The following is a 23,311-nucleotide window of genomic DNA, read 5'->3' on the forward strand; positions in this document are numbered from 1 at the left end:
GCCATCCTGCGCGGCAAGCCGCTGGATATTCGTTCGCGTGCGAAGAACAACGTCGCCCGCCTTGAACTGAGCTGAAGTCGCGGCGCTGATCATGTTTTCGTATTCATTCCGGGATGGACAGCGTGGGCCAGTTGTCGATCCACGCAATATCTACGCAACAGCAGCGCGCACCACCGAATCCGGAGAAAACCATGTCGACCTCGTCCGTCGCGGCCTCGTCTGACCGCGATTCCGCCAGTTCCGCGCAATCCCGTACCGTGACATCGAACCAGCAACAGTCTTCGTCCGGGCCTGCTGCGACCGGCCCTTCCGGGCGCCGCATCACGCGCCGTGTGCTGATTCGCTACGGCAGCCGCGAAGTCGCGGTCGGCGGCGGCGCGCCGGTGATGGTGCAGTCAATGACCAATACCGACACGGCAGACGCGATCGGCACGGCGATCCAGGTCAAGGAGCTGGCGCGCGCCGGTTCAGAAGTGGTGCGCATCACCGTCAACACCCCGGAAGCGGCGGCTGCCGTGCCATCGATCCGCGAGCAGCTCGACCGCATGGGCGTGGATGTACCGCTGGTCGGGGATTTTCATTACAACGGTCACACCCTGCTGAACGACTTTCCGGAATGCGCGCAGGCGCTATCCAAGTACCGCATCAATCCCGGCAACGTTGGCAAGGGCGCCAAACGCGACACCCAGTTTGCACAAATGATCGAAGCGGCCTGCCGCTACGACAAGCCGGTGCGGATTGGCGTGAACTGGGGCAGCCTGGACCAGGAACTGCTGGCGCGCATCATGGATGAAAATTCCGTGCGCGCTGCGCCATGGACTGCACAAGCGGTCATGCATGAAGCGCTGGTCACTTCCGCCATCGAAAACGCCGCGCGCGCGATCGAACTCGGCCTGCCGGCCGAGCGCATCATCCTGTCGTGCAAGGTGTCGGGCGTGCAGGACCTGATTGCGGTGTATCGCAAGCTGGCCAGCCGTTGCGACCACGCCTTGCACCTTGGCCTGACCGAGGCAGGCATGGGCAGCAAGGGGATCGTTGCTTCGACCGCGGCCATGGGCGTGCTGCTGCAGGAAGGCATCGGCGACACGATTCGTGTTTCGCTCACGCCAGAACCTGGCGGCGACCGCACGCGCGAGGTCATCGTTGCCCAGGAAATCCTGCAGACGATGGGATTGCGCTCATTTTCGCCAATGGTGATCGCCTGCCCGGGATGCGGGCGCACAACCTCGACCGTCTTCCAGTCGCTGGCCGAGCGCATCCAGACTTATCTGCGCGAGCAGATGCCGGTCTGGAAAGCGCGCTATCCCGGCGTCGAGGAAATGAATGTCGCCGTGATGGGCTGTATCGTCAATGGCCCCGGTGAATCCAAGCACGCCAATATCGGCATCAGCCTGCCGGGCACGGGCGAATCGCCGGCAGCGCCGGTATTCGTGGACGGACAAAAATCCGTGACCCTGCGCGGCGACAATATCGCCGAAGAATTCCAGGCGCTGGTGCTGAACTACGTGCAAGCCCGTTACGGCAAGCAGCCGCCACTTTGAACCATTGCCAGGGCGCAGCGCGCCCGCTTTATTGAATAATCGACGATCGACATGTCAGACAACAAGAAGCCGGAAAAAATAGTCGGTATCCGCGGGATGAACGACATCCTGCCAGCGGATGCGCCGCTGTGGGAGCTGTTTGAAAACACCGTGCAGTCCGTCCTGAAAAGTTACGGATTCCAGCAAATCCGCACGCCGATCGTGGAACCCACCGCACTGTTTTCGCGCGGACTGGGCGAAGTCACCGATATCGTCGAGAAGGAAATGTATTCGTTCGTCGATTCGATGAACGGCGACATGCTGACCTTGCGGCCGGAGAGCACGGCCGGCGTCGTGCGCTCGGTGCTGGAGCACAACCTGACTTATGACGGCCCCAAACGGCTGTGGTACGCAGGACCGATGTTCCGTCATGAGCGGCCGCAGCGTGGCCGTTACCGGCAATTCCATCAGGTCGGCGCCGAAGCGGTCGGTTTCAGCGGCCCGGATATCGATGCGGAATTGATCCTGTTATGCCAGCGGCTGTGGGACGACCTGGGACTGACCGGAATCCGGCTCGAACTGAATTCCATCGGCAATGCCGACGAGCGCAACCGCCATCGCGCCGACCTGGTGGCCTGGTTCGAGCAGCATCGGGAGTTGCTGGATGCGGATGCGACGCGTCGCCTGCATACCAATCCCTTGCGCATCCTCGACACCAAAAACCCGTTGATGCAGGAAATGGTCAATGCCGCGCCGCGCCTGGTCGATTACCTCGACGCGGAATCGCTGGCGCATTTCGAGGGCGTGCAGCGTATCCTGCGGCATAACAATATCGTTTTCACGATCAATCCGCGGCTGGTGCGCGGCATGGATTACTACAACCGCACCGTGTTTGAATGGGTGACCGACCAGCTCGGCTCGCAGGGGACAGTGTGCGGTGGCGGACGCTACGACCCGCTGGTTGAAATGTTTGGCGGCAAGCCAACCCCGGCATGCGGTTTTGCCATTGGCGTGGAACGCGTGCTGGAACTGATGAAAGTCGAAGGCGAGCAGCCGGTAGCCAGCCAGTGCGATGTCTACGTGGTGCACCAGGGCGATACGGCACAGCTGCAATCGTCGGTGGTGGCAGAGCGTTTGCGCGATGCCGGCCTGGATGTTGTGCTACATTGCGCATCGGCTGGCGCCGGCGCAAGCTTCAAGGCGCAAATGAAGCGGGCAGACGCCAGCGGCGCCGCTTATGCGGTCATTCTCGGTGACGATGAAGTCAATGCCGGCACCGTCACCGTAAAGAGCCTGCGCGGCGCAGTTGGCGCAGGCCAGCAGGCATCAGTCCCTTTTTCCGCTGTTGCAGAGTATCTGGTCGATCAGATCGTCGGTGAGCACGAGCACGATCATGATCATGGCTCGCACGTACATTACAAACCCTGAGGTCCGGCATGGCATACGATCACGAAGAACAAGAACAGATGGCCATGCTCAAGGCATGGTGGAAACAATACGGCAACCTGGTGACCTGGGCATTGATCCTGGCGCTGGCCGCGTATGCCGGCTGGACCGGTTGGGGACTATGGGAGCGCAACCAGTCGACGCAGGCGGCGCTGCTGTACGACGGCCTGGAAAAATCCGTGCTTGCCAAGGACAATGCAAAAGTCCAGCGCGCTGCGGCTGATATCCAGGATCGGTATTCCCGCACCGCCTATGCCCAGATGAGCGCCCTGGTGGCTGCACGCAATGCCTACGACGCCGGCGACCTGGCGGCTGCCAAATCGCAACTGCAATGGACCATCGACAAGGGCCGCGATGAGGAATTCCGCACCATCGCCCGGGTCCGCCTGGCCGGCTTGCTGGCCGACGAAAAGAAATTCGACGAAGCGCTTAAAGTATTGAGCGTCGATGCCTCGGCACAATTTGCCAGCATGATCGCGGATCGCCGCGGCGATATCCTTGCGCTTGCGCAGAAGGTGGATGAAGCCCGCGCGGCTTACCGCAGCGCGCTGGAAAAATCGGATGCCAAGAATCCGGCCCGCCAGTTAATCCAGATCAAGCTGGACGCGTTGGGCAGCAAGGCTGGCTGAGTGCGCCAAAAAAATAAAAAGGGGAAACCATGCAGGGCAAGGACAACATGATGCAAACGATCAAGGCCACGCGCAAGGTCAACATCGCCGCCAGGGTGCCGGCAGGGCTGTTGCTGGCCGGCGTCGCCGTGCTGCTGAGCGCTTGTTCCACCTTGTCTTCGCTGAATCCGTTTTCAAAGACTGCGCCGCCGCGCGACCCGCCAGCACCGCTGACGCAGTTCGACACCGCCATGACGGTGCGCACGGCCTGGTCGGCCTCGATTGGCGCTGCGGCCGATTCCGCGCTCAAGCCCGCAGTAGCGGGTGGTTCGGTTTATGCCGCCGCGGCGGATGGCACGCTGGCCCGCTATGACGCCGCCAGCGGCCGCGCCTTCTGGCGCATTTCTACCGGCACCCGGCTCACTGCCGGGGTCGGCACCGATGGCCAGACGGTTGCAGTGGGCTCCCGCGACGGCACGCTGCTGGCCTATGACGACAGCGGCAAGTTGCGCTGGAAGGCCCAACTGACCAGTGAAATCCTGAGCGCGCCGGCAGTGGGCGACGGGCTGGTTGTCGTGCGCAGCCTGGATAACCGCATTTCCGCCTACGAAATCGCCACCGGCAATCGCCGCTGGACTTTGCAGCGCACCGCGCCACCATTGACGCTGCGCGCCGCACCGGGCATCGCGATCGCCGGCGGCACCGCCTTCGTCGCGCTGCCAGGCGGCCGCCTGCTGGCGCTGGCGCTGTCGAACGGCGGACCACGCTGGGAAGCCAGCATCGGCGAGCCACGCGGCGCCACCGAGCTTGAGCGCATTGCCGATGTGTCCGGTACGCCAGTGCTGGTCGGCAAGGAAGTCTGCGCCGTGGCCTACCAGGGCCGGGCAGTGTGCCTCGATGCCGCCAGCGGCAACCAGCAATGGAACCGGCCCTTGTCAAGCACTGTCGGACTCGGTGCGGACGAGCGCTTCGTCTTCGGCGTTGACGACAAAAGCGTGGTCAATGCCTACACCCACGATTCCGGCGGCAGCGTGTGGCGCAACAGCAAGTTGCAGAACCGCGATCTTTCCGCGCCGGTTTCCATCGGACGCTCCGTCGCTGTCGGCGACCGCGAAGGCTACGTCCACTTCCTGTCCCGCGAGGACGGCGCTTTCCTGGCCCGAACAGCGAGTGACGGCAGCGCCATCGTTGGCATGACTGTTGCGGGCGACAACCTGATTGTCCAATCCCGAAGTGGCCTGCTGATGGCGCTTTCCACCAAATAATAATAAGCAGAATTTAATAATAAGCAGAATTGATGAAGCCGGTAATTGCCCTAGTAGGCCGACCCAACGTCGGTAAGTCCACGCTGTTCAACCGGCTGACACGGTCGCGCGATGCGCTGGTCGCAGATATGCCCGGCTTGACGCGTGACCGTCACTATGGCGAAGGCCGGATGGGCGAGCGGCCATTCCTGGTCATCGACACCGGCGGATTCGAACCGGTCGCCAAGGATGGCATCCTGCACGAGATGGCCAAACAGACGCGCCAGGCAGTTGCCGAAGCCGACGTCGTGATATTCATCGTCGATGGTCGCCAGGGGCTGACGCCGCACGATAAGACGATCACCGACTTCCTGCGCAAATCCGGCCGCCAGGTGATGCTGGTCGTCAACAAGTCCGAAGGCATGCGTTACACCGCCGTCGCCGCCGACTTTTATGAGCTCGGCCTGGGCGACCCGTACGTCATTTCTGCCGCCCATGGCGATGGCGTGATGGAATTGATCGACCTCGCGCTTGACCAGGCCACTGCCAGCCAGGGTGAGCTGTCGGCGCAACCCGACGATGCGCAGGAGCGCGGCGTGCGGATTGCCGTTGTCGGCCGGCCCAACGTCGGCAAATCAACGCTGGTGAATGCCTTGCTCGGTGAAGAGCGGGTCATCGCATTCGATATGCCAGGCACCACGCGCGACTCGATTGAAATTCCGTTCGAGCGCGAGGGAAAGCATTATTCGCTGATCGACACCGCCGGCATACGACGGCGCGGCAAGGTGTTCGAAGCGATTGAAAAATTCTCGGTCGTCAAGACCCTGCAATCGATTTCCGAAGCAAACGTGGTGCTGTTGCTGCTCGATGCACAGCAGGATATTTCCGAGCAGGACGCCCATATTGCCGGCTTCATCCTCGAATCCGGTCGCGCGCTGGTGGTCGGGGTCAACAAGTGGGATGGATTGAGTACCGATCGCCGTGAGGAAATCAAGCGCGAGATCGAGCGCAAGCTGAGCTTCCTGTTCTTCGCAAAATTCCATTTCATTTCTGCACAGAAAGGAACCGGCATCGGACTGCTGTTGAAATCCGTCGATGCGGCCTACAAGGCAGCAATGACCAAGATTCCGACCCCAAAACTCACGCGCGCGCTGATCGAAGCAGTCGAGCATCAACAGCCGCGACGCAAAGGCTCTATCCGCCCGAAGATGCGATATGCGCACCAAGGTGGACAAAACCCGCCCATTATCATCATCCACGGCAATTCGCTCGATGCGATCGATGACAATTACAAGCGTTATCTCGAAAAGCATTTTCGTGAAACGTTTTCACTCGACGGCACACCGCTGCGCATTGAATTCCGCTCTGGCAAGAATCCGTTCAGCCGCGAGGCTTAGCTTGCGCTTTCCTTGGCGGGAACAAGAAAAATCGTTTACAGTCATTCGGCAACTCCGCATTGGCGGCACTTGAAATGTTGCGAGTCGCCGCCACCTCCTGAACACAACAACACAATGGAGTTTCCATGAGCAACAAAGGGCAACTGTTACAAGACCCGTTCCTGAACGCGCTGCGCAAGGAACATGTACCGGTCTCCATCTACCTCGTCAACGGCATCAAATTGCAGGGTCACATTGAATCCTTCGATCAATACGTCGTCTTGCTGCGCAATACCGTCACCCAGATGGTCTACAAGCATGCCATCTCGACCGTGGTGCCGGCACGTGCCGTCAACCTCAGTCTGGAACCGGACGCCGAGTAAATCTGTCCGCGCATAATTTGACAACCGGCAATACCACACGCGCCGTCCTGGTCGGCGTCGACTTTGGCAAGGGTGACTTCGCTGCCAGCCTGGACGAATTGTCATTGCTGTCAAGGTCGGCTGGCGCCGAACCGGTAACCACTGTTACCGGACGCCGCGCCAGTCCCGACGCCGCATTGTTCGTCGGTTCGGGCAAGGCCGATGAAATTGCAGAAGCGGTCGCCGACCTCGACCTTGACCTGGTCATTTTCGATCATCCGCTCAGCCCGGCCCAGCAGCGCAATCTCGAACGGCATCTGAAGATCCGGGTGGTCGACCGTACCAGCCTGATCCTGGACATCTTCGCGCAGCGTGCGCAAAGCCATGAAGGCAAAGTGCAGGTCGAGCTGGCCCAACTGCAGCACCTGGCCACCCGGCTGGTGCGCGGCTGGACCCACCTTGAACGTCAAAAAGGCGGCATTGGCCTGCGCGGCCCTGGCGAGACACAGCTCGAGACCGACCGCCGCCTGATCGGCGAGCGCGTCAAGGCTTTGCGTGCCAAACTGGGCAAGCTGCACCGGCAGCGTGTCACGCAGCGGCGCGCGCGCGGGCGCAACAGCGCTTTTTCAGTCTCGCTGGTCGGCTATACGAATGCCGGCAAGTCGACCTTGTTCAACCACCTGACCAAGGCCGGCGTGTATGCGGCAAACCAGCTGTTCGCCACGCTGGACACCACTTCGCGCCGGGTATACATGGGCGAAGTCGGCAATGTCGTCGTGTCCGATACCGTGGGCTTCATCCGCGATTTGCCGCATCAACTGGTGGCGGCTTTTCGCGCCACGCTGGAAGAAACGATCCACGCCGACCTGTTGCTGCACGTGGTCGATGCGGCCAGCCCGGCCCGGCTGGACCAGATCGAACAGGTCAACCTGGTGCTCAAGGAAATCGGGGCCGACCACATCCCGCAGATTCTGGTGTACAACAAGATTGACATGGCCGGCCTCGATCCGGGTCTTGAACGTGACGAATATGATAAAATCCAACGCGTTTTCATTAGCGCCCAGACAGGTTCTGGCGTTGATTTGCTGAGACAGGCCGTTGCCGAATCTGCCAAGGCGGCAATTGCCGAACCCCCGATGGGAGATGAACGCGAGCACCAAGAGTTGAAGCACTGATTCGATTGGCTTCCAACCCAAACAACTTCAAGCGGATCGCAAACAGAATGCTCGTTTCCCTGATCAAAAAATTCGGACTGAAATTTTCGCTGAACGATCCGCGCTGGGGCCGAGGCTCCCAGAACGACGACCAGCAGAACCAGGGCAACCGGAAGCCGCCAGACGGCCCGCCGGACCTTGACCAACTTTGGCGCGACTTCAACCAGCGGCTCAATCGCCTGTTTGGTGGCAAGGGCGGCGGCAGTGGCGGCGGCGATGGCGGTGGCGGCGGATTCAAGACGGACATGCGTGGCGCCGGCATCGGCGTGGGCGTGGTCGGCGTCATCGTGCTGTTCCTGTGGCTGGTCAGCGGTTTTTTCATCGTCCAGGAAGGCCAGACCGGCGTCGTGATGACATTCGGCCGCTACAGCCACATGACGCCTGCCGGTTTCAACTGGCGCTGGCCGTATCCGATACAGGCCCACGAAACCGTCAACGTCTCGCAGGTGCGGACGGTTGAAGTTGGATATCGCACCAACATACGCAACAAGCAAGCGAAAGAGTCACTGATGCTGACCGACGATGAAAACATCATCGACATTCAGTTCGCCGTCCAGTACCGGCTCAAGAATGCATCCGACTGGATTTTCAATAATCGCGACCAGGAAGAAATGATCCGGCAAGTGGCGGAGACTTCCATTCGCGAAGTGGTCGGCAAGAACAAGATGGACTTCGTGCTGTATGAAGGCCGCGAAAAAATCGCACTCGACACCAGCCAACTGATGCAGGAAATCGTCGACCGTTATCGTTCCGGTGTGCAAATCACCAACATCACGATGCAGGGCGTGCAACCGCCCGAGCAGGTGCAGGCGGCGTTCGACGATGCTGTGCGCGCAGGGCAGGATCGCGAGCGCCAGAAAAACGAAGGCCAGGCCTACGCCAACGACGTGATTCCGAAAGCGCGTGGCGCCGCATCGCGACTGCAGCAAGAATCCGAAGCCTATCGCTCCCGCGTGGTGGCCAGCGCCGAGGGTGACGCATCGCGCTTCAAGCAGGTGCTGGTGGAATACCAAAAGGCACCGGCAGTGACCCGCGACCGCATGTACCTCGAAACCATGCAGCAGATATTTTCCAATACCGCCAAAGTCATGGTTGATGCCCGCAGCGGCAGCAACCTGCTTTATCTTCCGCTGGACAAGCTGATCGCGCAGACGGCAGCCGACAGTGCCCAGGCCAAACCAGCTGCTGGCGCCGCAGTGGCACCGGCGCCGGCTGCTGCTGCCGCAAGCGAAGCGGCCGCAGAGGCCAGCCGCCGCGACCCGCGCAGCCGCGATGCACGTGATCGGGAGGTACGTTGATGAACCGCTTGTTTAGTTACACGATCGCTGTACTGATCTTGCTGTCGATTGCATTCTCGACCATGTTCGTTGTCGACCAGCGCCGCTTTGCGATCGTGTTCGCACTCGGTGAAGTCAAGCAGGTGATCAAGGAGCCTGGCTTGCACTTCAAGTTGCCGCCACCGTTCCAGAATGTCATTTTCCTCGACAAGCGCATCCTGACGCTCGATACGCCGGATGCCGACCGCTTCATTACGGCCGAGAAAAAGAATGTGCTGATCGACTCCTTCGTCAAATACCAGATCGTCGATCCGCGTCTGTTCTTCATCAGCTTCGGCGGTGACGAACGGCGTGCCAACGACCGCATGGCGCAGACCATCAAGGCCGCCCTGAACGAGGAAATTACCAAGCGCACGGTGCGTGAAGTGATCTCCGGCGAGCGTGGCAACGTCATGGACGCCATCAAGCGCAAAGTCGCCGATGAAGCCAAGGAAATCGGAGTCGGCATTGTCGACGTCCGGCTCAAGCGGGTCGACTATGTGGAGCAGATCAACCAGTCGGTTTATGACCGGATGAAAGCCGAACGCACACGGGTGGCCAACGAGTTGCGCTCGACAGGTGCCGCAGAATCAGAGAAAATCCGCGCTGATGCGGATCGGCAGCGCACCGTCATCCTGGCCGAAGCCTATCGCGAGGCCGAGCAGGTGCGCGGTGATGGCGATGCCAAGTCGACCCGTATTTACGGTCAGGCCTTTGGTCAGAATCCCGAGTTTTACCGGTTCTACCGCAGCCTGGACGCGTACAAGGCCAGTTTCAAGAGCCGCAGCGACGTGATGGTGCTCGATCCCAGTTCGGAATTTTTCAAGTACTTCAAGTCGTCGGGAGCCAATGCCCCAACCGCGCCCGCCAAGAAGTAGCGTGTCGTGGTCGAAGCGTGGGTTGTGGCGATTGGTCTGGTGCTGATCCTGGAAGGGATCGGCCCGTTTGCCGCGCCCGGACGCTGGCGACAAATCTTCGAAACCATCGCGAAGCTGTCTGACGGCCAGCTTCGATTTTATGGCCTGGTATCCCTGTTGCTGGGCCTGGCCATCCTTGTGATTGCCCGAACTTTTTTCTGACGTATTCCCCTGTCATGCCCAACTGGCTGCTTCCCGAGAACATTGCCGATGTCTTGCCGTCCGAAGCGCGCAAGATTGAAGAATTGCGCCGCACGATCCTGGATCGGTTCCGCTCCTACGGCTATGAGCTGGTCATGCCGCCCATGCTCGAATACCTGGAGTCGCTGCTGCCGGTAGCCGGGCATGACATGGACCTGCGGATGTTCAAGCTGGTAGACCAGCTGTCCGGCCGCACCATGGGCGTGCGCGCCGACATGACGGTGCAGGTTGCCCGTATCGACGCCCACCTGCTCAACCGTCCTTCAGTGACCCGGCTGTGTTATGCCGGCAGCGTGCTGCACACCCGGCCATCGGGCCTGCATGCCACGCGCGAGCCTCTGCAGATCGGCGCCGAGATCTACGGCCACGCCGGCCTGGAAGCCGATGCCGAGATACAGGAACTGGCGCTGGCTGCGCTGGCGCTTGCCGGTTTTTCCCGCGTGCGGCTCGATCTCTGCCATGTCGGGATTTTTCGCAGCCTGGTCGCCATGGATGCGCAGGCGTCCAGGCGCCGCGATGAAATCTACGCGTTGCTGCGCACCAAGGACGTTCCCGGCTTGCAGCTCGTGACCCAGGATTGCGCGCCGGCGGTGCGCCAGGCGCTGCTGGCGCTGGCTGCGCTTTACGGCGACGCCAGCGTCATTGCGCGTGCACGCCAGGTGCTGCCTGACGAGCCGCCGATCCGGCGTGCGCTGGATGAATTGCAGGCACTGGCCGACCTGGCCGACCCGTCTTCCGTGACGATAGACCTGGCCGACCTCTCCGGTTATGAATACGAGACCGGCGCCATGTTCTCGATCTACGTGCCGGGCCTGCCGAACGCCGTGGCGCGCGGCGGGCGCTATGATCACGTCGGCGAGGCATTCGGCCGGGCGCGGCCGGCCACCGGATTTTCGATGGACTTGCGCGAACTCGCGCGCCTGATGCCAGGCGCAGAACCCAAGTCTGCAGTACGTGCGCCGTGGGGCAAGGATGCCGCACTGCGCGACATGATCGCTGGCTTGCGCGCTGCGGGCGAAGTGGTCATACAGAGCCTGCCCGGGCACGAAAACGATCAGGACGAGTTCGACTGCGACCGCGCAATCGTGCTCGAGAATGGAAACTGGCACCTTAAAAAGTTGGATAAATGATGTCGAATACAAGCATGCAGCCGAACAAGCACAGGGCAACGAATGTCGTTGTCGTTGGTACCCAATGGGGCGACGAAGGCAAGGGCAAGGTGGTTGACTGGCTGACCGACCATGCACAAGGTGTCGTGCGTTTCCAGGGCGGTCATAATGCCGGCCACACGCTGGTCATCGGCGGCAAAAAGACTGCGCTGCAGCTGATTCCGTCGGGAATCATGCGTGCCGGCGTGGCCTGCTACATCGGCAATGGTGTCGTGCTGTCGGTGCCCGACGTACTGCGCGAAATCGACAAGCTGCAGTCCGTTGGTGTGGAAGTCATGTCGCGCCTGATGATTTCCGATGCCTGCCCGGTCATCCTTCCGTATCACACCGCACTCGATGCAGCCCGCGAAACCGCGCGCGGCGAGGCCAAGATCGGCACCACCGGCAAGGGCATCGGCCCTGCCTACGAAGACAAGGTTGCGCGCCGCGCCATCCGCGTTGCCGACTTGCTCAATGCCAGGCGCTTCGCCGAGAAGCTGCTGGAGAACCTCGACTACCATAATTTCGTCCTGACCCAGTACCTGAAGGCGCCGGGCGTCGACTACCAGAAGACGCTGGATGAAGCGCTGGTCTACGCCGAACGCATTCGTCCGATGGTCAACGACGTGTCCAGCGCGCTGTATGCCGCCCACCAGGCCGGCGCCAGCCTGCTGTTCGAGGGTGCGCAGGGCAGCTTGCTCGACGTCGATCACGGTACCTATCCGTATGTCACCTCCAGCAACTGCGTTGCCGGCAATGCAGCGGCAGGCGCCGGCGTCGGCCCGGGCATGTTGCACTATGTGCTGGGCATCACCAAGGCTTACACCACACGCGTGGGCGCCGGACCGTTCCCGTCGGAGCTGGCGACCGACCAGGGCGTCGGCAAGCACCTGGCCACGGTGGGCCATGAATTCGGCACAGTGACCGGACGTCCGCGGCGTTGTGGATGGTTCGATGCTGCCTTGCTCAAGCGTTCGGTACAGATCAATGGCGTCTCCGGCATCTGCCTGACCAAGCTGGACGTGCTCGACGGGTTGTCGTCGCTGAAAATTTGCACCGGTTACAAGCTCGACGGCCGCGATGTCGATATTTTCCCCAGCGGCGCGGAAGAAGCAGCCAAGTGCGTGCCGGTGTATGAAGAGATGCCAGGCTGGACCCAGACCACGGTCGGCACCAAGTCGATGGACGCGCTGCCAGCGGAGGCGATTGCCTACATCAAGCGCCTGGAGCAATTGATCGGCGTGCCGATCGACATGATCTCCACTGGCCCGGATCGCGAAGAAACAATCGTCCTGCGCCATCCATTCAAATAAGCCCCGCCATGCCAAACCCGGACAACGCACACCTGTGGGTTAGCTGGGACGCGTATCACCGCGAAATCGAGGCGCTGGCCTTGCTGGTGCACGAATCCGGATGGCAATTCGATCAGGTCCTGTGCCTGGCCCGTGGCGGCTTGCGGCCGGGCGACGTGTTGTCGCGCCTGTTCGAGGTGCCGCTTGCGATCCTGTCGACGAGTTCCTATCGGGCGCAGGCCGGGACCGTGCAGGGCGAGATTGTGATCGGTGCGCATGTCAGTTCAACAGCGGGGCCCGTGAAGGGGCGCATATTGCTGGTCGATGACCTGGCCGATTCCGGTGTGACCTTGAAGGCTGTGGTGGAGCAGCTGGCGGGGATGCCGGAAGTGACGCAGGTGAAGACGGCTGTGATCTGGTGCAAGGCTTGTTCGGTGTTCAGGCCGGATTATTATGTGCGGTATCTGGAGGACAGTCCGTGGATTCACCAGCCGTTTGAGGAGTATGACGGGATGGGGATGGAGGGGCTTAAGGGGAAGTGGGGGAAGTAGGGGAATGAAGCGCGCAGGCGCTTGACTCGTGTTCCCCAAAATAAAAAAGACCGCTTTCGCGATCTTCTCTATTTTGGTGCCCACGGAGGGACTCGAACCCCCACACCTTGCGGCACATGGACCTGAACCATGCGCGTCTACCAATTCCGCCACGTGGGCTCACCAAGACAGCGATTATAGCGGAAAACTGATGGACGTCAATTCAACATCGGGTTTTCTGACAAAAAAAGATCAATCTGCCAGCACGCACTCGCAGCAAACAGCAGGTCTGTCCGTTACACTACGCGAAGTAGCAAACCCTCATATCACCAAAGCGACCTCTTGAGTCAATTTCCTTATTCCATTCCCAGCAGGGAAGAAATCCTTGGCGTGCTGCGCAAGTCCGGCGAGCCGCAGGATATCGCAGCGATTGCCGGCGCGCTCGGTGTTGGCACCGACGAATTCGACGGGCTGACCCGGCGCCTGAACGCCATGGAGCGCGACGGGCAGATCAAGCCGAACCGCGGCCTCTATCAACTGGCCAATACGACCAATTTCGTCCTCGGGCGCGTGACCAGCCATCGCGATGGCTATGGCTTCGTGATACCGGATGACGGCAGCGAGGACTTGTTCCTGTCGGAAAAGGAGATGCAGAAAGTCTTGCACGGCGATCGCGTGCAGGCCCGCATCACCGGGACCGATCGCCGTGGCCGTGCCGAAGGCACGATCGTCGAGGTCACCGAACGGGCCAATACCCATATCATCGGACGCCTGATCAATGAAAACGGCGTGTGGCTGGTGGCGCCGGAAGACAAGCGCCTGGGCCAGGACATCATCGTGCAAGGCGCGCCGGGCAATGCCAAGCAGGGGCAGGTGGTCAGCATCGAGCTGATCGAACAGCCTTCACGCTATAACCAGCCGGTCGGCAAAGTGATCGAAGTGCTGGGCGAGATCGACGATCCCGGCATGGAGATCGAGATTGCCGTGCGCAAGTTCGGCGTGCCCCATGAATTTTCCGCCGCCGCCATCGCGCTTGCCAAAAAGCTGCCGACCGAAGTGCGGCCAGCCGACCTCGATGAACGGGTCGACCTGCGCGACATCCCGATGGTCACGATCGATGGCGAAGACGCACGCGACTTCGACGACGCCGTCTATTGCGAGCCGGTAAAAATCGGCCGCAGCAATGGCTTCCGCCTGATCGTCGCGATTGCCGACGTCAGTCATTACGTCAAGCCGGGTGACGCCATCGATACCGATGCGCTGGAGCGCAGCACCTCGGTCTATTTCCCGCGGCGCGTGATACCGATGCTGCCCGAGAAGTTGTCCAACGGCCTGTGCTCGCTCAATCCTGCGGTGGACCGACTGACACTGGTGTGCGATGCCGTGATCACCAACAAGGGTGTACTCAAGGCCTATCAGTTTTATCCGGCAGTGATCCATTCCGCTGCCCGCATGACCTATACCGAAGTGGCCGCCATCCTCGGCAATACGCGCGGGCCGGAAGCGGCCAAACGGGGAGCGCTGGTGCCGCACCTGCAGAACCTGTACGAGGTGTACCAGGTCCTGCTCAAGGCGCGCCACGAGCGCGGTGCGATCGATTTCGAAACCACCGAGACCTACATCGTCTGCAATGCGGCCGGCAAGATCGAACAGATCCTGCCGCGCACCCGCAACGATGCGCATCGCGTGATCGAGGAATGCATGCTGGCCGCCAACGTCTGTGCGGCGGACTTGCTGGAGCGTTACGAGCATCCCGGCGTGTACCGCGTGCACGCGCCGCCCACCAAGGAAAAGCTGACCCAGTTGCGCACCTTCTTGAAGCAGGTGGGATTGCACTTGCCGGGGGGCGACGATCCAAGCGCTTCGCACTACGCCGAGTTGCTCAACAAGGTCAAGGACCGGCCCGATGCTATGCTGCTGCAAACCATGCTGCTGCGTTCGATGCAACAAGCGGTCTACAGCCCGGAAAACATTGGCCATTTCGGGCTCTCCTACGAAGCCTACGCGCATTTCACCAGCCCGATCCGTCGCTATCCGGACTTGCTGACGCATCGCTCGATCAAGGCGATCCTGAAGGGAAAGCGCTACCAGCCCGACAATATCGACATCAGCGTACTGAACACGACCCTGTCCAATGCTGCCCGCAAGATGCAGGTGGCGGACAAGGCGCGCGGCAAGAAGAAGTTGGAAGGCGAACTGGCGATCTGGGAATCGCTGGGCATTCATTGCTCGGCCAATGAGCGGCGCGCCGACGAAGCATCGCGCGATGTCGAAGCCTGGCTCAAGTGCTATTTCATCCGGGACAAGCTCGGTGAGGAATTCACCGGCACGATTGCCGGCGTCACCACCTTCGGCATTTTCGTGCAGCTCGACCAACTGTACATCGAAGGACTGGTTCATATTACCGAACTGGGCGCCGATTACTTTCAGTACGACGATGCGCGCCATGAATTGCGCGGCGAGCGCACCGGCATCCGCTACCAGTTGACCGATCGGGTCCGGGTGCAGGTCAGCCGGGTCGATCTCGATGCACGGCGCATCGACCTGCGCCTGGTTACTGAAGCCGACGCCCGCGGACTGCCCAAGGCTGGCCGCGGCGACGAAGCAGAAGGGCGCTCGCGCAAGCCGCGTGGCACAGCATCGACATCCAAATCCGACAAATCCGCAAAGCCCAGCAAATCAACCAAACCGGCCACCGTTGCCGCCACGACCGGCAAAGCCCGGCATGGCAAGGCGCCGCCGGGTAACGACAAGTCGCATGCCCGCAAAGGCGCGAGAAAGAAAAGATAACAGCGCATGAAAGGCAAATTCATTTTCGGTTTCCACGCCGTCACGGCACGGATGCGGCACGAAGCATCCTCCGTCGACGAGATCTATGTCGATGCCGCCCGTCACGACCGCCGCATGGGCGAGTTGCTGCGTGCGGCCAAGGAAGCCAATGTCCGCGTGATCCAGGCCGACGACACCCGGCTCTCCAATATGGTCGGAACCCGTCGTCACCAGGGCGTGGTGGCCAATGCCAGCACGCTGGCGCTGGCGCGCACCCTGGACGAATTGCTCGACGCGGTCGAAGGGCCGCCATTGTTGCTGATGCTCGATGGCATCACCGATCCGCACAATCTTGGCGCCTGCCTGCGGGTAGCCGACGGCGCAGGCGCGCATGCCGTGATCGCGCCGAAGGACAGGGCTGTCGGCCTGAACGCGACGGCGGCCAAAGTGGCCAGCGGCGCTGCCGAGTCGATTCCCTACATTACCGTCACCAACCTGGCCCGTACCATGCGGGAACTGCAGGAGCGCGACATCTGGATCACCGGCACTACCGAAGATGCGGACAAGACGCTGTACGAAGCCGACTTTACCGGCGGCGTGGTCATCGTCATGGGTTCCGAAGGCGAGGGCATGCGGCGCCTGACGCGCGAGAACTGCGACTTGCTGGTCAGTGTGCCGATGTTTGGCGCGGTCGAGTCGCTCAATGTCTCAGTGGCGTCAGGCATCTGTTTGTACGAAGCCCGGCGCCAGCGTATCGTCCGCGCCGGCTGAGCTGCGGCAGGCGTTTCCCTTTGCCCTTCGTTCACGCGCCCTCAGCAAAGGTGCGCTGAACGGACTACCATTGTTCCTTTCGGCGCTTCGCCGTACTTCGTTCCTATACTATGTTCAGTCGCCTTCGTGAAGACATTGCCAGCATCCGGCAACGTGATCCTGCCGCCCGCAGTTCGTGGGAAGTACTCACCTGTTATCCGGGCCTGCATGCGATCGTGATGCACCGCTGGGCACGCTGGTGCTGGACGCGCGAACTGCGCTGGATGGGACGCTTCATTTCCCATGTGGCACGCACGCTGACCGGCATCGAGATCCATCCCGGTGCGCAGATAGGACGGCGTGTGTTCATCTACAACGGCATGGGCGTCGTGATCGGCGAGACCGCCGAGATTGGCGATGACTGCACGATCTACCAGGGCGTGACCCTGGGCGGGACGTCATTGAGCAAGGGCGCCAAGCGCCATCCGACGCTGGCGCGTGGCGTCATCATCGGCGCCGGCGCCAAGGTGCTCGGCTCGTTCACGGTTGGCGAAGAAGCGAAGATCGGCTCCAACGCCGTGGTCGTCAAGGAAGTGCCGGCGGGCGCGACGGCAGTGGGCAATCCGGCGCGCATCATCCAGAAAGAAGCGGCGTCGCCGCGAGATGAAGCGGCAGCGCGGATGTTTTCCGCCTATGGCATCACGCCCAATGGCGACGATCCCTTGTCCAAGGCCTTGCACGGCCTGATCGACAATGCCGCCACCCAGGAACATCAGATCGGCAAGATACTGGCCGCACTGACTGCTGCTGGCATTGCCTGCGAGCCTTCACCGGCGACCGAAAAATTCGATCCGGATCAATTGAACCGGCTGGTTGAATAGCGAACTTTGCCGCGGCGTGCCGGTCTTGCCGGTGCGTGCGTGTCGGTAAACCAGGCCGTAATGCAAAGAGGGCCTGATGGATTGCGTCAGCCGTCCAGCGCGCTGACCGCAGTGACCACGCCCGCCTCATCCAATTGCAGCCATCCTCCGCGCGCGGCGCCATGGTCGAGATCCCAATCCGGCAGCACATGCCTGACCAGGCCGCCCTGGTAGCGATGCACGCCTGGCCGATGGGTATGCCCGTGGATCATCAACCCTGCGCCTGACTGTTCGAACAATCGCTGCACCGCCGACTCGTTGACGTCCATGATTTCGGGCGCCTTGACCCGTTGCGCATCGCGGCTTTGCTGGCGCATTGTTTCGATGACGCGCTTTCTTTCAGATAGCGGCTGCGACAGGAATTGCTGCTGCCAGCCCGGCTCCCGCACCTGTGCGCGAAACGCCTGGTAGGCATGGTCGTCGGTGCACAGCATGTCGCCGTGCGTGAGCACGATGCGCTGGCCGGCCAGTGTCAGGGAAGTGGGATCGTCGAGTAGCTGCAACCCCGCTTGCTGCGCGAACTGCGCGCCGACCAGGAAGTCGCGGTTGCCGGCAATCCAGAACAGGTCCACACCGCGCCGCCCAAGCGTGCGCAGCGCCGCAACGATGCGCCGGTTGAAGTCGTTGGTGATGTCGTCGTCGCCGGCCCAGTATTCGAAGATATCGCCGAGCAGGTACAGCGCCTGCGCTGCAGGCGCTGTTTCATCCAGCAGGCGCAGGAAGCGCGCTGTCGTGCGCGGCAAGGCGGCGTCCAGGTGGAGGTCCGAGACGAACAGCGCGACCAGGGGCGGCGTGGCTTGCGCGCTGTGCGTCATCGGATGCCCGGGATCAGATGATCTCGGCTTTTTCGATCACGACGTCATCGACCGGGACATCCGAAAACATGCCGCTGCGGCTGGTCTTGACGGCCTTGATCTTGTCCACCACTTCAGTGCCGCCGGTGACGCGGGCGAACACGCAGTAACCCCAGCCATCCTGGCCCGGGTAATCCAGGAAGCTGTTGTTCTTCACATTGATGAAGAACTGGGCAGATGCCGAGTGCGGGTCGCTGGTGCGTGCCATGGCAATCGTGTAGGCCTCGTTCTTCAGGCCGTTGGTCGCTTCGTTTTCGACCGATGCCTTGGTCGGCTTTTGTTTCATGCCAGGCTCGAAACCGCCGCCCTGGACCATGAAGCCGTCGATGACGCGATGAAAAATGGTGCCGTCGTAATGACCGTCGCGCACATACGACAGGAAATTTTCAACGGTCTTGGGCGCTTTTGCAGCGTCGAGTTCCAGCGTGATGTCGCCGTGGTTGGTGTGGAGTACAACTGCCATGATGATGAGTCCTTATGAAAAATATGATCTGTTGCAGCCATGCCGTCGCGGCAATCCCGCTGACTGTTATTTGATGATAGCCGCGCTCTCGATGATGACCGGCGCAACCGGCACATCGCCCGGCCCGGTCTTCACCGCCTTGATCTTGTCGACGACATCGGTTCCCTGGAGCACCCGGCCAAACACTGTGTAGCCCCAGCCGTCCTGGCCCGGGTAATTCAGGAAATTATTGTTCTTCACGTTGATGAAGAATTGCGCAGTGGCCGAGTGCGGGCTGGACGTGCGCGCCATTGCCACCGTGTAGGTGTCATTGCGCAGGCCGTTACCGGCTTCGTTCTGTATCGGGCCGCGTGTGGGCTTTTGCTGGGCGTTCTTGTCGAAGCCGCCGCCCTGGATCATGAAGTTGTTGATCACACGGTGGAACACCGTGCCGTCGTAATGGCCGGAGCGCACATACTCCAGGAAATTGGCGACGCTTTTTGGCGCCTTGTCCGGATATAGTTCGAGCACGATGGTGCCCATCGTGGTGTTGAGCTGCACCTGTCGTGCATCGGCAGCGATGGCGGCCGGTGCTGCTGCGGCCAGGGCAAAGAGGGATGCAGCAGTCGTCACGAATGCAATGAATTTCCGGCGTACAAGCAACATGTTCTTGACCTCGAAGGCGGACGGGACTGGGGTTGGGCGAACAGGGAGGATGGCGCGTTGTTTTGCTGCCAATCCGGATGGCGAGCGGCGATTTTCCGGTGCTATACTGCCGCGAATCCTGAATTTTATCAAACTAAGCACGTCAGCAGGTTGGTAGCCCGGCGCCTGATGCGAGGCGTGCATCTCGCCGCATCCGGATTGCAGTCCGGTTTCACCTCCTGACACAGCAGCACAGCCCAATGAGTGTTCTGAAGATATATAACTCGCTTGCGCGTGAAAAGCAGACTTTTGCGCCGATCGAACCGGGCAAGGTGCGCATGTACGTGTGCGGCATGACCGTGTACGACTATTGCCACCTGGGCCATGCAAGGGTGATGGTGGTGTTCGACATGGTGCAGCGCTGGCTGCGCGCCAGCGGCTACGCTGTGAACTACGTGCGCAACATCACCGACATCGACGACAAGATCATTCGTCGTGCAGTCGAAAACAAGGAATCCCTGTCCCAGCTCACGCAGCGCTTCATCGACGCCATGCACCAGGACGCCGACGCGCTGGGCGTGGCCCGTCCCGACCATGAGCCGCGCGCGACTGCCTACGTGCCGCAAATGCTGGGCCTGATCGGGCAGCTCGAACAGAAAGGGCTGGCTTACCGCTCCGACGATGGCGATGTCAATTTCGCGGTGCGCGAGTTTCCCGGTTACGGCAAACTTTCCGGCAAGTCGCTCGACGACCTGCGCGCCGGTGAACGTGTCGACGTCAGCGGCGGCAAGCGCGACCCGCTGGATTTCGTGCTGTGGAAGGCAGCCAAGCCGGCCGAACCCGACGAGGCAAAATGGCCATCGCATTGGGGACCAGGGCGCCCCGGCTGGCACATCGAATGCTCGGCAATGGCCACGGAACTGCTGGGCGAACAATTCGACATTCATGGCGGCGGCCAGGATTTGCAGTTCCCCCACCACGAAAACGAAATCGCGCAGTCCGAAGGCGCGCACGGCCATCAGTTCGTCAACTACTGGATGCACAACGGCTTCGTGCGGGTCGACAACGAAAAGATGTCGAAGTCGCTCGGCAACTTTTTCACGATCCGTGAAGTGCTCAAGAGTTACGACGCCGAAGTGGTCCGTTTCTTCATCTTGCGTGCGCATTACCGCAGCCCGCTGAATTATTCTGACGCCCACCTCGACGATGCCAAGGGTGCCTTGGCGCGTCTGTACACCGCATTGAAACAAACCCCGCCGGACAGCCGCGCATTCGACGACCAGGAAGGCAACGCCCTGCGCTTCGCACAAGCCATGGATGACGACTTCAATACCGCCGTTGCGGTATCTGTGCTGTTCGACCTGGCCAATGAAATCAACCGCACACATGACGCCGCGCTTGCGCGGCAATTGCGTCATCTCGGCGGCATCCTTGGCCTGTTGCAGCGTGAACCGCAGGCTTTCCTGCAATCCGCTCCCGGCGCCGGACTAGCGGACGATGAAGTCGCCCGGCAGATAGAAGCCAGGGCGCTCGCCAAGAAAGCGAAAGATTTTGCCGCCGCCGACCGCATTCGTGCTGAATTGCTTGCCGCTGGCGTGATCCTGGAAGACAAGCCAGGTGGCTTAACCGAATGGCGCAGGGACTAAAACCGCATGCCGCGACCACCCAAGACAGTCCCTACCGTGAGCGTTCCCGAATACTGGGATCAAGCCAAGCTCGAGCTGATGAAGCGCGACCGCATCATGCGCAAGCTGATTCCCAAGTTCGGCGACCTGCACCTGATGGGAAGGGGCGATCCGTTCACCACGCTGGCACGATCAATCGTCGGACAGCAGATATCGGTCAAGGCCGCCGAGACGGTCTGGCAGCGCTTCCTGGAACTCTGCCCGCAATGCGCACCGGCGCAGATTTTGAAGGTGGGCGACGTCAAGCTCGCCACTTGCGGCCTGTCCAAGCGCAAGGCCGAATATATCAACGACCTGGCGCAGCACTTCAACGACAAGAAAGTGCATGTCGCGTCCTGGGAGGAAATGGAAGACGAGGCCGTCATCGCCGAACTGATCCAGATCCGTGGCATCGGCCGCTGGACAGCCGAGATGTTCCTGATATTTAATCTGCGCCGTCCCGACGTATTGCCGCTGGACGACGTCGGGCTGCTGCGGGGAATCAGCATCAATTACTTTTCCGGCGAGCCGGTTTCGCGCAGCGATGCGCGGGAAGTGGCGGCTAACTGGGAACCCTGGCGGACAGTTGCCACCTGGTACATGTGGCGCAGCCTGGACCCGGTGCCGGTAGAATACTGAAATCCTGAATTGCCGGAATGCCGGCTCCCGGATTGCTGCAGAGTGCCAACAGCGATACTGAAGCCAGCGGAATACGAATACCGAACACGGGCGGTGCGCCGCCCACCCTCTCTTGTCCACGTACGGAGACAGAATGAACAACAAGATTACGTTCCTCAACTTTGAGCAGCCGATCGCAGAACTGGATTCCAAGATCGAGGAATTGCGGTTTGTGCAGGACGACTCCGCCGTCGACATTTCCGAGGAAATCGACCGCCTGTCCAAGAAAAGCCTGCAACTGACCAAGGACATCTACGCCAAGCTGACGCCGTGGCAGGTATCGCAAATTGCGCGCCATCCGCAGCGGCCGTACACGATGGACTACGTCAACGAAATCTTCACCGATTTCCATGAGCTGCACGGCGACCGCAGCTATGCCGACGACCTGTCGATCGTTGGCGGCCTGGCCCGCTTCAACGGCCAGCCCTGCATGGTGATCGGTCACCAGAAAGGGCGCGACACCAAGGAGCGCTCGCTGCGCAATTTCGGCATGCCCAAGCCGGAAGGCTATCGCAAGGCCATGCGCCTGATGAAGCTGGCTGAAAAATTCGGCTTGCCGGTATTTACCTTTGTCGACACGCCCGGCGCGTTTCCCGGCATCGACGCCGAAGAGCGCGGACAGTCCGAGGCGATCGGCCACAACCTGTACGTAATGGCCGAACTGAAAGTGCCGCTGATCGCCACCATCATCGGCGAAGGCGGCTCCGGCGGCGCGCTGGCGATTGCCGTGGGCGATGCGGTGCTGATGCTGCAATACTCCACCTATGCCGTCATCTCGCCCGAGGGTTGCGCCTCCATCCTCTGGAAAACCTCGGACCGTGCAGCCGAAGCGGCCGAAGCACTGGGCCTGACCGCACATCGCCTGAAAGCCATGGGCCTGATCGACAAGATCGTCACCGAGCCGGTCGGCGGCGCGCATCGCGACCCGAAGCAGATGGCGGCACTGCTGAAGCGGGCGCTGGCCGACACCGTGCGCCAGTTCCAGGGCATGAAGACCAAGGACCTGCTGGCGGCGCGCCACGAAAAATTGATGAGCTATGGCAAATTCAAGGAAATCGCGCAACCAGAATAAGCAGCAGGATATTCCTGCCGCGTTCGAACGCGCGCTCGGAGCAATCCGGGCGCGCGTTTCTGCTTATGGCGCCGACAATCACGGCAGCAATGCCGACCAGGAATTCGCCATTGCGCTTGCCTACAGCGGCGGCCTCGATTCGTCGGTACTGCTGTGGCTGGCGGTGGGCTATGCGCGGCAACACCAGGTTCGTATCGAGGCACTGCATGTGCATCACGGCCTGAGCGCCAACGCCGACGACTGGAGCGCGCACTGCGTACGTGTCTGCCAGGCGCTGGGGGTGGCGTTGCATGTGTCGAGGGTCAGCGTAAGCGGCGAGGGCGACGGCATTGAAGCCGCAGCA

At 61.2% G+C, this 23,311-nt stretch carries 23 protein-coding genes and 1 tRNA gene; 20 read left to right on the forward strand and 4 right to left on the reverse strand.

Annotated elements, in window-relative coordinates:
• Nucleotides 1-191: 191 nt before the first annotated feature.
• The 13 genes from ispG (at nucleotide 192) to Q7T64_RS04435 (ending at nucleotide 13,195) form a co-directional block, all read left to right on the forward strand.
• The gene (ispG, locus tag Q7T64_RS04375) at nucleotides 192-1,541 is read left to right on the forward strand and encodes a flavodoxin-dependent (E)-4-hydroxy-3-methylbut-2-enyl-diphosphate synthase (RefSeq protein WP_304791781.1); all 1,350 of its coding nucleotides are present in this window, start codon (nucleotides 192-194) and stop codon (nucleotides 1,539-1,541) included.
• Between the two features lie 51 nt (nucleotides 1,542-1,592).
• Complete coding sequence (gene hisS, locus Q7T64_RS04380; protein WP_304791783.1) at nucleotides 1,593-2,948, forward strand: histidine--tRNA ligase; 1,356 nt, start codon at nucleotides 1,593-1,595, stop codon at nucleotides 2,946-2,948.
• A gap of 8 nt (nucleotides 2,949-2,956) precedes the next feature.
• Nucleotides 2,957-3,595 (forward strand): tetratricopeptide repeat protein, encoded by a 639-nt coding sequence (locus tag Q7T64_RS04385; RefSeq protein ID WP_304791787.1) that lies wholly within the window; start codon nucleotides 2,957-2,959, stop codon nucleotides 3,593-3,595.
• Between the two features lie 29 nt (nucleotides 3,596-3,624).
• Nucleotides 3,625-4,839, forward strand: coding sequence for an outer membrane protein assembly factor BamB (bamB, locus tag Q7T64_RS04390; protein WP_304791790.1), 1,215 nt, complete (start codon nucleotides 3,625-3,627; stop codon nucleotides 4,837-4,839).
• A 32-nt stretch (nucleotides 4,840-4,871) separates the two neighbouring features.
• Nucleotides 4,872-6,215 (forward strand): ribosome biogenesis GTPase Der, encoded by a 1,344-nt coding sequence (der, locus tag Q7T64_RS04395; RefSeq protein ID WP_304791793.1) that lies wholly within the window; start codon nucleotides 4,872-4,874, stop codon nucleotides 6,213-6,215.
• Between the two features lie 125 nt (nucleotides 6,216-6,340).
• Complete coding sequence (hfq, locus tag Q7T64_RS04400) at nucleotides 6,341-6,577, forward strand: RNA chaperone Hfq (RefSeq protein ID WP_304791798.1); 237 nt, start codon at nucleotides 6,341-6,343, stop codon at nucleotides 6,575-6,577.
• Between the two features lie 17 nt (nucleotides 6,578-6,594).
• The gene (gene hflX, locus Q7T64_RS04405; RefSeq protein WP_304791801.1) at nucleotides 6,595-7,731 is read left to right on the forward strand and encodes a GTPase HflX; all 1,137 of its coding nucleotides are present in this window, start codon (nucleotides 6,595-6,597) and stop codon (nucleotides 7,729-7,731) included.
• Nucleotides 7,732-7,778: 47 nt separating this feature from the next.
• On the forward strand, nucleotides 7,779-9,068 hold the full coding sequence (gene hflK / locus Q7T64_RS04410; protein ID WP_304791804.1) for an FtsH protease activity modulator HflK: 1,290 nt from the start codon (nucleotides 7,779-7,781) through the stop codon (nucleotides 9,066-9,068).
• Nucleotides 9,068-9,964 carry a protease modulator HflC gene (gene hflC, locus Q7T64_RS04415; protein WP_304791807.1) on the forward strand — a complete coding sequence of 299 codons (897 nt, stop codon included), beginning with the start codon at nucleotides 9,068-9,070 and terminating at the stop codon, nucleotides 9,962-9,964. Before hflK ends, hflC begins: the two co-directional genes overlap by 1 nt.
• 6 nt (nucleotides 9,965-9,970) lie before the next feature.
• The gene (locus Q7T64_RS04420; RefSeq protein WP_304791810.1) at nucleotides 9,971-10,165 is read left to right on the forward strand and encodes a DUF2065 domain-containing protein; all 195 of its coding nucleotides are present in this window, start codon (nucleotides 9,971-9,973) and stop codon (nucleotides 10,163-10,165) included.
• 14 nt (nucleotides 10,166-10,179) lie between these two features.
• Nucleotides 10,180-11,334 carry an ATP phosphoribosyltransferase regulatory subunit gene (locus Q7T64_RS04425; protein ID WP_304791813.1) on the forward strand — a complete coding sequence of 385 codons (1,155 nt, stop codon included), beginning with the start codon at nucleotides 10,180-10,182 and terminating at the stop codon, nucleotides 11,332-11,334.
• Nucleotides 11,334-12,665 (forward strand): adenylosuccinate synthase, encoded by a 1,332-nt coding sequence (locus tag Q7T64_RS04430; protein ID WP_304791817.1) that lies wholly within the window; start codon nucleotides 11,334-11,336, stop codon nucleotides 12,663-12,665. Before Q7T64_RS04425 ends, Q7T64_RS04430 begins: the two co-directional genes overlap by 1 nt.
• 8 nt (nucleotides 12,666-12,673) lie before the next feature.
• Nucleotides 12,674-13,195, forward strand: coding sequence for a phosphoribosyltransferase (locus tag Q7T64_RS04435; protein ID WP_304791820.1), 522 nt, complete (start codon nucleotides 12,674-12,676; stop codon nucleotides 13,193-13,195).
• 74 nt (nucleotides 13,196-13,269) lie between these two features.
• Here Q7T64_RS04435 and Q7T64_RS04440 read toward each other — a convergent pair.
• A tRNA-Leu gene (locus tag Q7T64_RS04440) sits at nucleotides 13,270-13,354 on the reverse strand.
• Nucleotides 13,355-13,516: 162 nt separating this feature from the next.
• Between Q7T64_RS04440 and rnr the strand changes: the two genes are divergently transcribed.
• From rnr to cysE, 3 genes are all read left to right on the forward strand, one after another.
• Nucleotides 13,517-15,964, forward strand: coding sequence for a ribonuclease R (gene rnr, locus Q7T64_RS04445; protein WP_304791824.1), 2,448 nt, complete (start codon nucleotides 13,517-13,519; stop codon nucleotides 15,962-15,964).
• 6 nt (nucleotides 15,965-15,970) lie between these two features.
• Nucleotides 15,971-16,714, forward strand: coding sequence for a 23S rRNA (guanosine(2251)-2'-O)-methyltransferase RlmB (gene rlmB, locus Q7T64_RS04450; RefSeq protein ID WP_304791827.1), 744 nt, complete (start codon nucleotides 15,971-15,973; stop codon nucleotides 16,712-16,714).
• 110 nt (nucleotides 16,715-16,824) lie between these two features.
• Nucleotides 16,825-17,574 (forward strand): serine O-acetyltransferase, encoded by a 750-nt coding sequence (gene cysE, locus Q7T64_RS04455; RefSeq protein WP_304791830.1) that lies wholly within the window; start codon nucleotides 16,825-16,827, stop codon nucleotides 17,572-17,574.
• A gap of 86 nt (nucleotides 17,575-17,660) precedes the next feature.
• On the opposite strand, the gene Q7T64_RS04460 is transcribed toward cysE, so the two are convergent.
• The 3 genes from Q7T64_RS04460 to Q7T64_RS04470 all read right to left on the reverse strand — a co-directional run bounded on the left by Q7T64_RS04460 (nucleotide 17,661) and on the right by Q7T64_RS04470 (nucleotide 19,575).
• The gene (locus Q7T64_RS04460; RefSeq protein WP_304791833.1) at nucleotides 17,661-18,428 is read right to left on the reverse strand and encodes a UDP-2,3-diacylglucosamine diphosphatase; all 768 of its coding nucleotides are present in this window, start codon (nucleotides 18,426-18,428) and stop codon (nucleotides 17,661-17,663) included.
• Between the two features lie 13 nt (nucleotides 18,429-18,441).
• Nucleotides 18,442-18,930, reverse strand: coding sequence for a peptidylprolyl isomerase (locus Q7T64_RS04465; RefSeq protein WP_304791836.1), 489 nt, complete (start codon nucleotides 18,928-18,930; stop codon nucleotides 18,442-18,444).
• A 66-nt stretch (nucleotides 18,931-18,996) separates the two neighbouring features.
• The gene (locus tag Q7T64_RS04470; RefSeq protein WP_304791839.1) at nucleotides 18,997-19,575 is read right to left on the reverse strand and encodes a peptidylprolyl isomerase; all 579 of its coding nucleotides are present in this window, start codon (nucleotides 19,573-19,575) and stop codon (nucleotides 18,997-18,999) included.
• A gap of 239 nt (nucleotides 19,576-19,814) precedes the next feature.
• Here Q7T64_RS04470 and cysS point away from each other — a divergent pair, with 239 nt between their 5' ends.
• The 4 genes from cysS to Q7T64_RS04490 all read left to right on the forward strand — a co-directional run.
• Nucleotides 19,815-21,200, forward strand: coding sequence for a cysteine--tRNA ligase (gene cysS / locus Q7T64_RS04475; RefSeq protein ID WP_304791843.1), 1,386 nt, complete (start codon nucleotides 19,815-19,817; stop codon nucleotides 21,198-21,200).
• A gap of 6 nt (nucleotides 21,201-21,206) precedes the next feature.
• The gene (locus tag Q7T64_RS04480; RefSeq protein ID WP_304791846.1) at nucleotides 21,207-21,857 is read left to right on the forward strand and encodes a DNA-3-methyladenine glycosylase; all 651 of its coding nucleotides are present in this window, start codon (nucleotides 21,207-21,209) and stop codon (nucleotides 21,855-21,857) included.
• A gap of 133 nt (nucleotides 21,858-21,990) precedes the next feature.
• A complete protein-coding gene (locus Q7T64_RS04485) occupies nucleotides 21,991-22,968 on the forward strand; it encodes an acetyl-CoA carboxylase carboxyltransferase subunit alpha (RefSeq protein WP_304791849.1) in 978 nt (325 codons plus the stop codon).
• The coding region (locus Q7T64_RS04490; protein WP_304791854.1) for an ATP-binding protein at nucleotides 22,934-23,311 on the forward strand (378 nt) is incomplete at its 3' end. The genes Q7T64_RS04485 and Q7T64_RS04490, both read left to right, overlap by 35 nt.

The sequence above is a fragment of the Lacisediminimonas sp. genome, assembly GCF_030645335.1.
GTDB lineage: Bacteria > Pseudomonadota > Gammaproteobacteria > Burkholderiales > Burkholderiaceae_D > Lacisediminimonas.

What these genes read in the sequence shown, in the direction of transcription:
- ispG (WP_304791781.1), top strand. Translation starts at nt 192, where the DNA reads ATGTCGACCTCGTCCGTCGCGGCCTCGTCTGACCGCGATTCCGCCAGT.
- hisS (WP_304791783.1), top strand. Translation starts at nt 1,593, where the DNA reads ATGTCAGACAACAAGAAGCCGGAAAAAATAGTCGGTATCCGCGGGATG.
- Q7T64_RS04385 (WP_304791787.1), top strand. Translation starts at nt 2,957, where the DNA reads ATGGCATACGATCACGAAGAACAAGAACAGATGGCCATGCTCAAGGCA.
- bamB (WP_304791790.1), top strand. Translation starts at nt 3,625, where the DNA reads ATGCAGGGCAAGGACAACATGATGCAAACGATCAAGGCCACGCGCAAG.
- der (WP_304791793.1), top strand. Translation starts at nt 4,872, where the DNA reads ATGAAGCCGGTAATTGCCCTAGTAGGCCGACCCAACGTCGGTAAGTCC.
- hfq (WP_304791798.1), top strand. Translation starts at nt 6,341, where the DNA reads ATGAGCAACAAAGGGCAACTGTTACAAGACCCGTTCCTGAACGCGCTG.
- hflK (WP_304791804.1), top strand. Translation starts at nt 7,779, where the DNA reads ATGCTCGTTTCCCTGATCAAAAAATTCGGACTGAAATTTTCGCTGAAC.
- hflC (WP_304791807.1), top strand. Translation starts at nt 9,068, where the DNA reads ATGAACCGCTTGTTTAGTTACACGATCGCTGTACTGATCTTGCTGTCG.
- Q7T64_RS04425 (WP_304791813.1), top strand. Translation starts at nt 10,180, where the DNA reads ATGCCCAACTGGCTGCTTCCCGAGAACATTGCCGATGTCTTGCCGTCC.
- Q7T64_RS04430 (WP_304791817.1), top strand. Translation starts at nt 11,334, where the DNA reads ATGTCGAATACAAGCATGCAGCCGAACAAGCACAGGGCAACGAATGTC.
- Q7T64_RS04435 (WP_304791820.1), top strand. Translation starts at nt 12,674, where the DNA reads ATGCCAAACCCGGACAACGCACACCTGTGGGTTAGCTGGGACGCGTAT.
- rlmB (WP_304791827.1), top strand. Translation starts at nt 15,971, where the DNA reads ATGAAAGGCAAATTCATTTTCGGTTTCCACGCCGTCACGGCACGGATG.
- cysE (WP_304791830.1), top strand. Translation starts at nt 16,825, where the DNA reads ATGTTCAGTCGCCTTCGTGAAGACATTGCCAGCATCCGGCAACGTGAT.
- Q7T64_RS04460 (WP_304791833.1), bottom strand. Translation starts at nt 18,428, where the DNA reads ATGACGCACAGCGCGCAAGCCACGCCGCCCCTGGTCGCGCTGTTCGTC.
- Q7T64_RS04465 (WP_304791836.1), bottom strand. Translation starts at nt 18,930, where the DNA reads ATGGCAGTTGTACTCCACACCAACCACGGCGACATCACGCTGGAACTC.
- Q7T64_RS04470 (WP_304791839.1), bottom strand. Translation starts at nt 19,575, where the DNA reads ATGTTGCTTGTACGCCGGAAATTCATTGCATTCGTGACGACTGCTGCA.
- cysS (WP_304791843.1), top strand. Translation starts at nt 19,815, where the DNA reads ATGAGTGTTCTGAAGATATATAACTCGCTTGCGCGTGAAAAGCAGACT.
- Q7T64_RS04480 (WP_304791846.1), top strand. Translation starts at nt 21,207, where the DNA reads ATGCCGCGACCACCCAAGACAGTCCCTACCGTGAGCGTTCCCGAATAC.
- Q7T64_RS04485 (WP_304791849.1), top strand. Translation starts at nt 21,991, where the DNA reads ATGAACAACAAGATTACGTTCCTCAACTTTGAGCAGCCGATCGCAGAA.